Raw genomic sequence first — 12,720 nt, forward strand, 5'->3', positions numbered from 1 at the left:
CCTCACTTAGCTACATATACAGCTTGGTTTTTAACGCCTTTAACCACTTGAATTGTTCGGCTAGTTTGTAATTGGGAGAAATTTTGTAAGCGACCTTGTTCAATGTCATAAGCGCTGTGCACAATTATCGATACCTTATCTTGGGTATCAATTGCGGCTAACGAATACACATCTTTAGGAAGTACAGCCAACACTAATGACACACCCGCGCTGGTTGCTGGCTCTTTTTTTGCTAGGCTGTCCATCACGCCATTTTTTTGCGCTTTACTGCCAGGACCTTTTGAAATGCCAATAAGCTGCACATCGCGCGCAACGGTTCTTACAAGCCGGTTTGTTTTAGCAACAATATCTAAGCGGTCGCCTTTGTGCACCCGCGATAATGGAATATCTAAAGTGGTTAATTTTAATGTATAAAGCACTCTGCCTGCGGGGATCGCCTCTGATAAATTTTGGCTTTTAACCTGCATAAAATCTGTTTCAAATAGTGGTTGTTCACCCATTTTATTAGTGGCTAATTGCTTACCAATAAATGCGCGGGGATTTTGTATACTTAGCGCCATATTTGCATAGTTACTAGGGTTTACATCTTTTTGGGCAATGTCGTGCACACTCACTACTTGCCCGGCCGACATATTTTTATTTACCACCCAGGCAGTAACTAAGTCTTGTTCGTTTACTTGTCTGATGCCAAGCGCTGAGGCCAACATGCCAGAGGTGATAAGTAAGGTGAGTGCAGCGGTAGTCGCCCCTTTATTATTTTTACTTTTCATAATTTCCTCCTGACAAATTTCACTGCCACACGTTTGTGGCAGTGTGATTTAGGTAGTTATAAATTTAATTACCTTGTGAACCACCTGCTGCTGTACGTGTTGCAGCATCGCCACTTGGCGTTGCATTAATAAGTGCAGCACTTTCACTAAAGTCAGAGGCAACAAAAGTAAACGAGCTACCATCGCCTGCGTAAACATCTACGGCATCAACATAGCCAGAGCCTGAAATTTCTGCAGTGCCTTCGGCGTTGATCATGCCATCAAATACATAGCTTTGATCTAACGAGCCAATTGCTTCTGCTACATCTTCAAGCTCGCTGGTTACAGAGTCTCGTAGGGTTGATAAACCAATTACCAGCGCTGCCACCATAGAAGTTGAAAGAATAATTAGCTCAGAAGTAAGTACAAAGCCTTGTTGTTTTTTACCGTTTAAGTTGCTTTTCATAGTTTTCATAATGATCACCTTAAATGTGTTAGAGCTTATGCCCACTTTATATATAGCGAGGACCGTGCCATTTATTAAGTCTATAAAAATCAGTACTTTGCTTTTATTATTTAAAATATGCTTTTCTTATCCTTGTTATGATTCGCATTTTGCAAATCATTATTAAAGTGCGTTACAACGCAAGCAGAAATTAATTAAAAGGCAAGCTGTTACTCATTTATACAAAGCTTTTAAATTAAGAGTGGCGAGCAATTAGATGGGGGGATGAACAAAGCGAGATAGGTTTAAACAACGCCGAGTAAGGCTATTTTAATTGTTTAGGTAGGTACGTTGTTTTTACTTTTTATGAGCGGGTTTAATTAAGGAGTGCGTAGTTTAATAAAATAAAAAGGCCTTGCGGCCTTAACTTTTACAATTACCAAGTACCGAAAGTTTCGCGTAGCGCGCTGTGGCTTGGCTGTGCTGCGCATCAAAACCTATTGCCTCATTATAATAATGACACGCCAATGCGTTATCAGGTGTCGCCTCAGCTATTAGCCCTTTATGATAGTAATAATGGCTTTTCTGCGTGCCAAATTTATAGGCAAGCTCTAAATAGTTAGCTGCAATAACATAATGCCCTTGCGCATAATAAATAGACGCCATTTGTAAATACAGTGAAGCCTCAGTACCAAATTCATCAATAGCGTACTGGGCAATTTGTTTTGCTTTGGCTAAATTACCTTGCTCAATAGCTAAGTTAATGCCTAAAGATAGCGCGTTTAAAGGCGGATTAGGTAAATTAAGAAGCTTGTTTATTACCGATTGCGCCTGATTAGCTCGTCCGCTTTTATACAGCGCATAAGCTGATACAGATAAAATAACCTTATTGTTTGGGTGCTCAAGCATTAACTGATTAAGCTCATGCACTAAGGCTAAACAATTAACCGCGCTTACCCCTTCACAAGTTAAATCACTGCTGTTTAGTGCATACTTAGTAACAATTTCACTGAGTGCAGTATGTGGGTTTACACTGGGCGCATAATCTATATGTGCGCAGCCCGATATACTCAGTAAAATAACGATATATATTATTTTCATAACCCTTGCTCCTGTATAAAACTGGCCATTTGGCTATCTAAATCAACTGTTTGCCACACACGTAAATTATTAACCGGCTCGCGGACTAAATTAGGGGTAACCACAATAATCAACTCGCGGTTGTTTTCGCTTTTACTGGTTGTTTCGCTTAATTTACCAAATAGGCTCTCGCCGTTTGCATCAGGTACAAAGTCGTGACTAGCGTTGTTATCTGTACTAATTAATCCACCAATAATTAAAGGTTGCCCGTCTTGCAAACGGGTAGATGTTTGCATACTGCGCGTATTAAATGCACTGCTGTTTAAACTGCTGCCGGTGCTTTGTGCTATTTCTGCTGTGAGTGTGGTGTCTGGCAATGAAATAACCGGATTTAAATCAAGGGTTATGCGGTCTTTGTTATCCACTAAAGCACGAACATTGAGCTCAACGCCGAACGATTTAAACTCAGTACCACTAAACACTGAACCGCTATTACCTTGTTGCCCGCTGGTAACGCCAGATGGGCTGTAGCTTGTAGGTACTGGCACTTCGCCGCCAACTTTAAATACCGCGCTTTCGCCTGCAAGTACGGTAAGTGTAGGCCGCGAAAGCGTTCTTGAAATTCCCTCTTGCTCTAGCAAAGAAAACAACATATCAATGGCAAATTGCGAGGTTGATAACTGCAAGTTATTTGTTAATTGTCCGCCAATTAATTGCAGTGCGTTTTCTATTGATGCTGAGCCAGACTCACGGGCATTCATGCCTTCTAGGCCAAATAAACCTTGCTCGTTGTTATACCCATTAGAAAGGACACTAATATCTGGACGCCATTGCTTTAAGCGGCGCTGATTAACTTCATAAAGCTGCACCGACACCCTCACTTGAGGTAAGTCTTCTACTTCAATGCTTGATAGCACTTTACCTTTAGCCACCGAAAGCAAAGTTGCCCGCGCTACGTTTGAATTTACATTACTTAAAGTCAGGCCAGAATCGTCATTTAATAACCCGCCAGACTCATTTGCGAGTACTTCAATAGCGCTTGTTTCGTTTTGCGTTGTGCTACTGATAAGCCCGTTTGGATCTAGTGCCGATGTGGGTGCTTGGCTTGCTTGCTCTGGTTCAAATAATTTATTGATGGTATTTAACAAACGCACCAGTTCAATTTGATTTTTAACTGTGCCGCTGAGCATAAACACATCGTTATCATCGTTTGATAACTCATCAACCGAAATACGTTTTACAGTTACTTTGTCAGCCCCCATCGATTTTAACACCTGCGCTATGCGCGCTTCCTTAGGCTTTGGCGCTTGCGTAACTTTAATAAGGTTAATAATCGCTACTTTACTTGAGCTTTGTGCTAAGCCATTGTTTAAATTACCCATGCCCTGTAAACGCTGCGCTAAAGAATTAAACATTCCTTGGTTAGGCGCAGAGGTAATAACAGGTTGCGCCGATTGCGAGCTACTTGCATATAAATAGTTTTTTGCCGCTTCGTGGGCTGCATGGCGATAATTAAGCGTAGGTACTTCGCCACGTAGTACTACCGCGTGTCTATCAGGTGCGATAGTGAGCGCTAAGTTGGGATGAATATCGTTAAGGGCATTTTCAAGTACGCTGTAGTCTTCGGTCACACCCAGTAAAAATGTTTCTGATGTGTTGTCGTCATACCACACCATCATAGAGGTGCGGCCCAACTTTTTAGCTAAAATTAACAGCTCGCGCCCGTTTACTACGTTTACATCGAGTGTGGTTTCGTGGCCTAGCGCAACACGTGCTATATCGCGGTTAAATACAAAGCGAGTATGGGTCCACTTAACTAAGTGGGATACTTTTTTTACTCTATCGCCATTGGCGTTTTCTATGTAATTTAAATTGCTTTGCTTGGCGTATACACAGCACGGTAAAAAAAGTATTACAAAAATAATGGCTTTAAACATATGCGCGTCCTCAAGTATGCGTTGAATTAACAGAGCAAGTTTAAGACCAGCAAATATTTAGCTTTAAATTCAATAAATTAAAATGATTGGAGATATAAGCACAGGCGGCTTTAGTATTTTGATTTGCAAAATGCAAATGAACTTAGGAGAGAAGGCACAAAGCAGTGCTTTGTGCCAAAAGTATTAATGCAGTGCGGCAGTAAAAGGAATGCTTTTACAAATTTCGGCTTCAGCGACTAGTAGCTCTTCTAAACGAACATCAACTTCTTCTTTATCAAAGTATTCGTACGCAAGCTCTACAAATAAGTTTTTATGTTTTTCTTCTGATTTAGCTATGGCTACATAAAAGTCTTTTTCTTTACCCTCTGGTAATGCTTGGGCAACCAATGAAAAGCGCTCGTGGCCACGGGCTTCTATTACGCCGCCGACCAGTAATCTATCCATTAAAAATCCATCACGGCCATGTCTAAATAAAGCACGTATTTGTTTGATGTACGGATCTTTTTTGTCATCGCCTAAGTTTGTATCGCGTTCAATAAGCAGTTTAAGCACTTGTTTAAAATGGATTAATTCTTCTAGCGCTAAATCGGTCATGGCTTTTACCAATTTACGTTTGTCTGGGTAATGAGACAGCATAGAAATAGCCATGCCCGATGCCTTTTTTTCAGCAGCGGCGTGATCTTGTAAAAATGTATTAAAGTCGGCTAAAACCTCTTCGGTCCATTCAAATGGGGTGTTGTATTTCAATTCAAACATTTTTTGTACTACTTAAAAAATAATGCGAGGATTTTAGCGTATTTGCTAGTAAAAATCTTGCAGCCCAGCGCATAATTATCGCAAATAAGGTAAATGCTTATCTATGCGCCCTTTTGCTGTTGAGTCAATTTTTAAAGGGTGTTTTATATCGTTCCAGGCGGTCACTTTGCCACCACTATTCATTTTTTCAAAGGCTGTGCGCTCGGTTTTAATACCCAAAAACGCAGTGAGCTGAGCAAAACTTTGTGGCTTAGCTATATCAATTTCTAAATAATCGTTATTACGGTGCTTAAAATACTCCCTCGCCTGTGTTAAATGGGTGTCGTAACACGTTGATAAATAATCATCATTGTTTATGTTATCGATGGTTAAGTCATTAAAGGTTGTTAAGTAACAGCGTTTAATATGAATATTAAACCCGCCATCTGGGCGCGTTAAATTAGTGTGCATACGCAGCAATAATTGCCTAATAGAGGGGATCCAAGCTGTTTTTTCACGGGCTAAATAGATAAATTTAGCGCCGGGGTAATGGTTATCTAATGCTTTGTAGTCATTAAATACAGGGGTATCGGCTATTGCTGTGGCATTTTCAAAACAATACGCGGTGTACGCGGTGTGCGCTGTGGCAATGCCAAAATCTAGAAAAGCGTGGCATACACTCGTGGTGCCTGTACGAGGAAGTCCAATTATAAATAGTTTACTCATAACGGCTATTACTTAACTATTTCGTGTTACAAGCAATATAAAGGCACTAATAACCATTACTAAAAAGGTAGCAATAGTCCCAATTTGGCGATATTTAAGGTTGTTTTCAACTATGCCTAAATTGTGAAACACGCGCCCTATTAATAATGCGCCACCTAAAATATTACAATAATGGCTGGCAAGGCCTTGGTATTCGGCTAAAAAAAGTAAAATAACCGCAAAAGGTACGTATTCCATAAAGTTGGCGTGAGCACGTACAGCACGTTGTAATTTAGTGTTGCCGTTATCGCCCAGAGACACTTGCTCACTGCGGCGCACTTTGATCACATTAAAACTTAAGTAAATATAATAAAACGCTAAAAGCGCAGCATACGTTGAGATTATCACGGTGTTGTCCTGTTTTTATTTTTGGCAATAATAACATAGTTTTGCACAATCATAAGTTTACTTGGTAAGTATGCTAAAGTGTGTATTAGTTGAACTTAATAATGCAATTAAAGGAATTTATGTTTGTCCCACGCAAAGTAGCCGACCGCTACCGTGAAATGATCAACAGTATTGGCTTTTATCCTTCTGTACTTTCTGTTGGTTTTTTACTTTTTGCTGTTTTAACCATGTCGCTAGAATATATTGCACCTGTAGAGCAGCTTAAATCGTTTATATCTGTGATGTTAGTAGATAGCGCAGAAAATGCCCGTACTATTTTAAGCACCTTAGCGGGTAGTATTATTTCGCTTACCGTATTTAGTTTTTCTATGGTGATGGTGGTATTAAATTCTGCCAGTGCCAGTTTATCACCACGAGTGGTACCTGGGCTTATTACCCGCAAATCGCATCAAATGGTATTGGGCTTTTATTTAGGTAGCATAATTTACTCAATTATTATGCTCATTAATATTAATAAGCTTGAAGGTGGTGATACCGCTATTCCATCGCTTGGGGTGCTGCTGTCATTGGTGTTTGGCTTAGTATCGCTTGGCTTGTTTGTATTTTTTATTCATTCAATATCTAAAGCCATTCAAGTAGATAATGTACTTAACGGTTTATTTAGCCAAACTAAACGCGAAGTTAAAGCCATTGTTGATAGGCAATCAGAAAAGCCATTCTCCTACTTTCCTGATTTTACACAATGGCACTCAGTTAATAGCACCACCGAGGGGTATTACAAAGGGGTGCATACAGATAAATTATGCGCCATATTAGCTGAGGAAAACATTCGGGTGTATATCTCGGTAAACCAAGGTTACTTTACCGTTAAAGGCTATCCGTTTTTAAAATGCGACAAAGACATTTCTAATAACGATGAGCTAATAGCTAAAATTTTAGACTGCTTTATTTTTTATATAGAAGAGTACATTAGCGATCATTACCGTTATGGTTTAACGCAAATTTCAGAAATTGCCGTAAAAGCAATGAGCCCAGGTATAAACGATCCCGGAACAGCGGTCAAATCGATAGATATGCTAAGTATTTTATTAATTGAGCGGCTGTCGCTTAACGATATAAACTATTCGTTTAAACACAGTGACAATGCCCCACTCCTCTTTATACACGAAACCAGTTTTGATGAGTTGCTACACGATAACTTTACGCCACTGCGCAATTACGCAAAAGCGGATGCGTATGTGATGACGAACGTTTTAGAAGCCTTTAAAAATATATTGTTTGTAGCGCATAAAGATGAAGATGCACGAAATAGCCTATTTAATTACTTAATCGCCATAGTCGATGACATAAATGAGCATGTAAGTAATGAATACGACAGACAAGAAATAACAAATATGTTAAATGCCATAGCGCGTATAAGTGAACAAGAAGGTAAAAAATTAGTGGCGCGTTTTGAGCGCCACAAAGCGTAGCTTAATCTATAAAGTAAACGGCATAGCTTGATGCGGTCACTTTAATTTCTCCAGCATGATACGCATCAGGTACAAATTTTCCTGGTGCACTATCTGCTACCATCATGGTTTTTTCTGCACGTGCATAAGGCTGCGCTGATATATTCATTGGGCTAAGTGACGCCGTATACAGCCCTTTTAGTTCAACACCATAATCTGTACTTAATTCTTTGGCGGCTTTACGGGCATCTTTAATGGCCAGCTTTTGCGCTTGTTTGTGTAGCTCCTCATAATTACTCGCTAAAAACTGAGTTTGGTTTATTTGGTTAATGCCATTATTTACTAAGTTTTGTAACAACTGCGGGTATTTTTCGATTTCAGAGAGTTTAACGCTTAACGTGCGTGATACCCTAAAGCCTTTAAACTCTTGATTACCCGATGTGCGGTTATATTGGCTTTCACGATTTATAGAAATATGCCCTGCATTAATATTAGCGTCTTTAATACCCAGCTCTTTTACTAATTTAATTGCTTTGGCCATGGTTTTATCAGCTTTGTTTTTAGCATCAATTAGGTCTTTATCTATTTCTACAATGCCTACGCTTAATTGTACGTAATCAGGCATAGTGGTAACGGTTGCTTCACCTTTAACATAAATATGGGGTGCGTTAGGCGTTGAGTTTGCATGCGCATCAAGGCTTAAGGTACTTAAGGCAATTGCGCTACTTAATATAAGAATGTGTGTTTTCATTGCATTATCCATTGTATTTCGTTGTCTCTATTAAAGAGCCTACGTGGTTAACAATAAATGAACAAGCACAAAAAAACAGGCAATTGCCTGTTTTTTATAACGGGCTGTGACACAGTGTACAGCCTTATTTACTTTACGTTACTCAGCGTAATTAAATGCTACAACGTTTGTAGTTACGGTATTTAGGTAACCAGTAGTTTTTGTTAATAGCAGCCCACAGTGCATCATCGCTAATCTCTAGCGCTACGCCCTCTTCGATTGCTTTTTTAGCTACTGCAAATGCAATACGCTTACTTAATGTTTCAATTTCGGTAAGTGCAGGTAATAAGCTGCCTTTGCCAGTGTTTGCACGAGGTGATGACTCAGCAAGCATTTCACTGGACATACTCAGCATCGCATCAGTAATGCGTGTTGCCTTTGCTGCTATTACACCCAGACCAATACCTGGGAAAATATAACTATTATTACATTGTGGAATTGGGAACTCTTCACCATTAAATTCTACTGGCTCAAAAGGGCTACCCGTTGCTACAAGTGCTTTACCTTCAGTCCATTTAATAACATCGGCTGGGTGTGCTTCAACCTGCTTAGATGGGTTACTTAATGGGAAAATAATCGGTTGCTCACAGCCTGAGTGCATAGCGCGGATAACTTGCTCAGTAAATAAGCCCGGTTGCCCCGATACACCAATTAAAATATCAGGTGCTGCACAGTGCATTACATCTAATAATGAAGCGTATTCGCCGCTGTAAGTCCAATCACCTAAAGCCGCTTTTGGTTGTGCTAGTGCTTGTTGGAAATCGCGTAAGCCTTCCATGCCTTCTGTTAGTAGGCCAAAACGGTCAACCATAAATACTTGGCTGCGCGCTTGTGCTTCGCTAATGCCTTCAAATACCATTTGGCTAATAATTTGTTCAGCAATACCACACCCGGCTGAGCCTGCACCAACAAATACTACTTTTTGCTCGCTAAGGGTTGAGCCTTTAACACGACACGCTGCTAATAAAGAGCCTACCGTTACCGCTGCTGTACCTTGAATGTCATCGTTAAAGCTACAAATTTCGTTACGGTAGCGTTTAAGTAACGGCATAGCGTTTGGCTGTGCAAAATCTTCAAACTGCAGTAATACATTTGGCCAGCGACGTTTAACCGCTTTAATAAATAAGTCTAAAAACTCATCATACTCATCTTGCGCTATACGCTTATGACGTGCGCCCATGTACATAGGGTCGTTAAGAAGCTTTTCGTTGTTAGTACCTACATCAAGCATTACAGGTAATGTGTACGCTGGGCTAATACCACCACACGCTGTGTAAAGTGATAATTTACCAATAGGAATACCCATGCCACCAATACCCTGATCGCCTAGGCCTAAAATACGTTCACCATCGGTAACCACTATTACTTTTACTTTGCCTTTGGTAGCGTTGCGCAGGATGTCGTCTATTTGATAGCGATCTTCGTACGAAATAAATAAGCCACGAGCACTGCGGTAAATATCTGAGAATTTTTCACACGCATCGCCAACGGTTGGCGTGTAAATAATTGGCATCATTTCTTCAAGGTGATCTCGCACTAAACGATAGTATAGCGTTTCGTTGTTATCTTGAATGGCACGCAAGTAAATATGCTTGTTTAAGTTATCGTTAAAGCTTGAATACTGCTGATAACAACGCTCAACCTGTTCTTCAATTGTTTCAAAACGTGGCGGAAGCAAACCGGCAAGGTTAAAGTTTTCGCGTTCTTTTTTACTAAACGCACTGCCTTTGTTTAAAAGCGGGGTTTCAATTAGGCCAGGGCCAGAGTAAGGAATATAAAGGTAGTTAGGATCAGTATTAGTTGTCATATTTCCAGGCTTTAACGGAGTCTTAAGTTATGATCTGCCATTATCATTGTAAAAGGTTAAATTGCAATGACAATTCAGCTTGTCAGACCATTGAGAGAAAACACATGCAGGCCTCACTGCCTGCATGGCTATTATACATAAATTAAAATTTGATAGTGGCGTTTTTGTCAGTTAAATCCGACAAAGCAACCCCTTCGCGACGCGGGTCGGCACCGCCATACAATTTATTATCTTTGACCTCTACCGCATGTAAACCAGAGTTTAAATCAAGTACACGCACATTATGGCCGCGTTTAGTTAATTGCGGTGCTATGGCTTCGAGCGCGGTGCCTTTTTCAAGGCTAGTGTAATCGTTACGGTTGGTGGTTCTTGGCAGGTTAATCGCCTCTTGGGCCGATAAGTTCCAATCCAGTACACCAATAACCACTTGCGCCACATAATCAATGATACGGCTGCCACCTGGCGAGCCAACCACTAAACGTAAGCTGCCGTCGTTGTTAAACACCATTACCGGCGACATAGAGCTGCGTGGGCGTTTTCCCGCTTCAACACGGTTAGCTACTAATTTGCCGTCAATGCGTGGCGAAAGCGCAAAATCGGTTAATTGGTTATTTAAAATAAAGCCATTAACCATCACCGTTGAGCCAAACGCCATTTCAATTGAGCTGGTCATAGATACGGCATTACCAAAGCTATCTACAATGGATACGTGAGAAGTTGATGGCAACTCAAAAGAGTCATCTTTTGCGTAGCTTAAATAGCCTACGGGGTTACCTGCTACTGCTTTTGTGTCTTGCTCAGTAATAAGCTTGGCGCGTGATGCAATGTACTTTTTATTTAACAGCTCTTTGGTAGGCACTTGCGTAAAATCAGGGTCGCCCATGTACATATTACGATCGGCAAATGCTATGCGTGAGGCTTGGCTAAAGTAATGAATTGCCTCTTCGCTATTAGGCTTAAGCGCACTTATGTCTTTGTGTTCAAGTAAGCCTAAAATTTGTAATACCGCTACACCTCCGCTACTAGGTGGGGCCATAGAGCACACATTATAAGCACGGTATTTAATACACACAGCATCGCGTTGCTTGCTTTTATAATTAGCCAGGTCTGATTCGCTTAATGTACCCGGTGCAATTTTTGAATTTTGCACTGCGTTTACCATTTGTTTAGCGTTATCGCCTTTATAAAATGCATCAATGCCTCGTTTAGCAATGTCTTTGTATAAATTTGCTAAGGGCTGATTTTTTTTAATAGTACCGGCTTTAATTAAATTCCCATTAGGGTAAAAGTACTCGTTAATCACCGGCATGCTCATTACACCTGGGTTTAATTGGCGAGCCAATAACCCGTGTAAACGTGGCGACACCTCAAAACCCTGCTCGGCCAGTTTAATTGCGGGTTTAAATAACTCGCTCCAAGCAAGCTTACCGTATTGTTGATGCGCGTTTGCAAAGGCGTGCAAAATACCAGGCACACCCACAGAGCGACCGCCTACAACCGCCTCAATCCATTTAACGGCTTTACCGTGTTTATCTAAAAACAGATTTTCGTCTGCATTTTGTGGTGCGGTTTCACGGCCATCAAAGCTTGTGAGTGTGTTATCGGCTTTGTTGTAGTACATCATAAATGTACCACCACCAATGCCCGACGACTGTGGCTCAACTAAGGTCAGGACTAATTGCGTTGCAATTGCCGCATCGACTGCGCTACCGCCTTTGGCTAAAATTTGCTGACCTGCTTGCGAGGCGTAAGGGTTGGCCGCGGCCACCATGTATTGCTCACCCGTGACTAATTGCTTTTGTACAATTGAGGTGGTGGCTTCTGGCTCGCGAATTTCTACTTTGGTAGGTTGTTTGGCTATTGTTGGCAGCGTTACTGCAAACAAACCAATAGTAAATAATGACTTAAGTTTAAAATGCATAAAAATACTAAAAACACTTAATTACGTAGTTGTATTTGGCATCTTAAAGTTAAACGGGCACAATATGCAAAAACTTTGACTAAAAAAATACAATAAAATGCTTAATTTACCGCTTCAACCTCGTTATTTACTTCCACCATTATTTTTGATGCTTTTTAGTATTGTTTTTGCTGCATTTGATTTAAATAGTTTACTTGAATTTAACCGAGCACTCATTGAAAACGGCGAAGTTTGGCGGGTGTTTACCAGCCAATTTGTACATGCTAATTGGGTGCACTTAGGGTTAAACGCATTAGGTGTATTTTTAATTTGGTTACTGCATGGTGAATACACATCGCCTGCGCGTTATGCCTTTAATGTGTGTTTTTTAGCCCTTTGGTGTGGGTTAGGCGTATTATGGTTTTGCCCTGCTATATCTATATACACGGGGTTAAGTGCCCTATTGCATGGTGTCATTATTTGGGGAGCGGTAAAAGACATTACCCTGTCGCTTAAATCGGGTTATTTATTATTTATAGGCGTGTGGATAAAAATAATAATGGAGCAAGTAAACGGCCCTGATGCCACTATAGGCCAATTAATTGATTCAACCGTTGCTATTGATGCACATTTAATTGGCGCTGTTGGCGGCACATTGCTTGCCTTCCCATTGTTAACTAGCCACCTAAAAAATAAAAACGCCACTTAATTAA

At 40.5% G+C, this 12,720-nt stretch carries 12 protein-coding genes; 2 read left to right on the plus strand and 10 right to left on the minus strand.

Going from position 1 to position 12,720, the window contains the following annotated elements; genetic code table 11:
• Positions 1-2: 2 nt before the first annotated feature.
• The 7 genes from CWC17_RS13875 to CWC17_RS13905 all read right to left on the minus strand — a co-directional run bounded on the left by CWC17_RS13875 (position 3) and on the right by CWC17_RS13905 (position 6,059).
• Complete coding sequence (locus tag CWC17_RS13875) at positions 3-770, minus strand: hypothetical protein (protein WP_054982510.1); 768 nt, start codon at positions 768-770, stop codon at positions 3-5.
• A 64-nt stretch (positions 771-834) separates the two neighbouring features.
• Entirely contained in the window at positions 835-1,224 is a 390-nt protein-coding gene (locus tag CWC17_RS13880; protein ID WP_024033620.1) for a hypothetical protein, read from the minus strand.
• Between the two features lie 393 nt (positions 1,225-1,617).
• Entirely contained in the window at positions 1,618-2,295 is a 678-nt protein-coding gene (locus CWC17_RS13885) for a tetratricopeptide repeat protein (RefSeq protein WP_138613500.1), read from the minus strand.
• The gene (locus CWC17_RS13890) at positions 2,292-4,211 is read right to left on the minus strand and encodes a secretin GspD/PilQ domain-containing protein (protein WP_138613502.1); all 1,920 of its coding nucleotides are present in this window, start codon (positions 4,209-4,211) and stop codon (positions 2,292-2,294) included. Before CWC17_RS13890 ends, CWC17_RS13885 begins: the two co-directional genes overlap by 4 nt.
• A gap of 183 nt (positions 4,212-4,394) precedes the next feature.
• Positions 4,395-4,967, minus strand: coding sequence for a MiaE family protein (locus tag CWC17_RS13895; RefSeq protein WP_138613504.1), 573 nt, complete (start codon positions 4,965-4,967; stop codon positions 4,395-4,397).
• A 75-nt stretch (positions 4,968-5,042) separates the two neighbouring features.
• Positions 5,043-5,672: a sulfotransferase gene (locus CWC17_RS13900; RefSeq protein ID WP_138613506.1), complete on the minus strand. Its 630-nt coding sequence runs from the start codon at positions 5,670-5,672 to the stop codon at positions 5,043-5,045.
• A 12-nt stretch (positions 5,673-5,684) separates the two neighbouring features.
• Positions 5,685-6,059, minus strand: coding sequence for an MAPEG family protein (locus CWC17_RS13905; RefSeq protein ID WP_138613508.1), 375 nt, complete (start codon positions 6,057-6,059; stop codon positions 5,685-5,687).
• A 119-nt stretch (positions 6,060-6,178) separates the two neighbouring features.
• Between CWC17_RS13905 and CWC17_RS13910 the strand changes: the two genes are divergently transcribed.
• The gene (locus tag CWC17_RS13910) at positions 6,179-7,531 is read left to right on the plus strand and encodes a DUF2254 domain-containing protein (protein WP_138613510.1); all 1,353 of its coding nucleotides are present in this window, start codon (positions 6,179-6,181) and stop codon (positions 7,529-7,531) included.
• A 1-nt stretch (position 7,532) separates the two neighbouring features.
• Here the strand turns inward: CWC17_RS13910 and CWC17_RS13915 are convergent, their stop codons facing one another.
• The 3 genes from CWC17_RS13915 to ggt all read right to left on the minus strand — a co-directional run bounded on the left by CWC17_RS13915 (position 7,533) and on the right by ggt (position 12,028).
• On the minus strand, positions 7,533-8,261 hold the full coding sequence (locus CWC17_RS13915; RefSeq protein ID WP_138613512.1) for an SIMPL domain-containing protein: 729 nt from the start codon (positions 8,259-8,261) through the stop codon (positions 7,533-7,535).
• A 151-nt stretch (positions 8,262-8,412) separates the two neighbouring features.
• A complete protein-coding gene (locus tag CWC17_RS13920) occupies positions 8,413-10,107 on the minus strand; it encodes an NAD-dependent malic enzyme (protein ID WP_138613514.1) in 1,695 nt (564 codons plus the stop codon).
• Positions 10,108-10,249: 142 nt separating this feature from the next.
• On the minus strand, positions 10,250-12,028 hold the full coding sequence (gene ggt, locus CWC17_RS13925) for a gamma-glutamyltransferase (protein ID WP_138613516.1): 1,779 nt from the start codon (positions 12,026-12,028) through the stop codon (positions 10,250-10,252).
• 97 nt (positions 12,029-12,125) lie between these two features.
• Here ggt and rrtA point away from each other — a divergent pair, with 97 nt between their 5' ends.
• Positions 12,126-12,716 (plus strand): rhombosortase, encoded by a 591-nt coding sequence (rrtA, locus tag CWC17_RS13930; protein WP_138613518.1) that lies wholly within the window; start codon positions 12,126-12,128, stop codon positions 12,714-12,716.
• Positions 12,717-12,720: the final 4 nt, after the last annotated feature.

The sequence above is a fragment of the Pseudoalteromonas sp. S3785 genome, assembly GCF_005887365.1.
Taxonomy (GTDB): Bacteria; Pseudomonadota; Gammaproteobacteria; order Enterobacterales; family Alteromonadaceae; genus Pseudoalteromonas.

What these genes read in the sequence shown, in the direction of transcription:
- CWC17_RS13915 (WP_138613512.1), bottom strand. Translation starts at nt 8,261, where the DNA reads ATGAAAACACACATTCTTATATTAAGTAGCGCAATTGCCTTAAGTACC.
- CWC17_RS13875 (WP_054982510.1), bottom strand. Translation starts at nt 770, where the DNA reads ATGAAAAGTAAAAATAATAAAGGGGCGACTACCGCTGCACTCACCTTA.
- CWC17_RS13920 (WP_138613514.1), bottom strand. Translation starts at nt 10,107, where the DNA reads ATGACAACTAATACTGATCCTAACTACCTTTATATTCCTTACTCTGGC.
- CWC17_RS13880 (WP_024033620.1), bottom strand. Translation starts at nt 1,224, where the DNA reads ATGAAAACTATGAAAAGCAACTTAAACGGTAAAAAACAACAAGGCTTT.
- CWC17_RS13910 (WP_138613510.1), top strand. Translation starts at nt 6,179, where the DNA reads ATGTTTGTCCCACGCAAAGTAGCCGACCGCTACCGTGAAATGATCAAC.
- CWC17_RS13890 (WP_138613502.1), bottom strand. Translation starts at nt 4,211, where the DNA reads ATGTTTAAAGCCATTATTTTTGTAATACTTTTTTTACCGTGCTGTGTA.
- rrtA (WP_138613518.1), top strand. Translation starts at nt 12,126, where the DNA reads ATGCTTAATTTACCGCTTCAACCTCGTTATTTACTTCCACCATTATTT.
- CWC17_RS13885 (WP_138613500.1), bottom strand. Translation starts at nt 2,295, where the DNA reads ATGAAAATAATATATATCGTTATTTTACTGAGTATATCGGGCTGCGCA.
- CWC17_RS13895 (WP_138613504.1), bottom strand. Translation starts at nt 4,967, where the DNA reads ATGTTTGAATTGAAATACAACACCCCATTTGAATGGACCGAAGAGGTT.
- ggt (WP_138613516.1), bottom strand. Translation starts at nt 12,028, where the DNA reads ATGCATTTTAAACTTAAGTCATTATTTACTATTGGTTTGTTTGCAGTA.
- CWC17_RS13900 (WP_138613506.1), bottom strand. Translation starts at nt 5,672, where the DNA reads ATGAGTAAACTATTTATAATTGGACTTCCTCGTACAGGCACCACGAGT.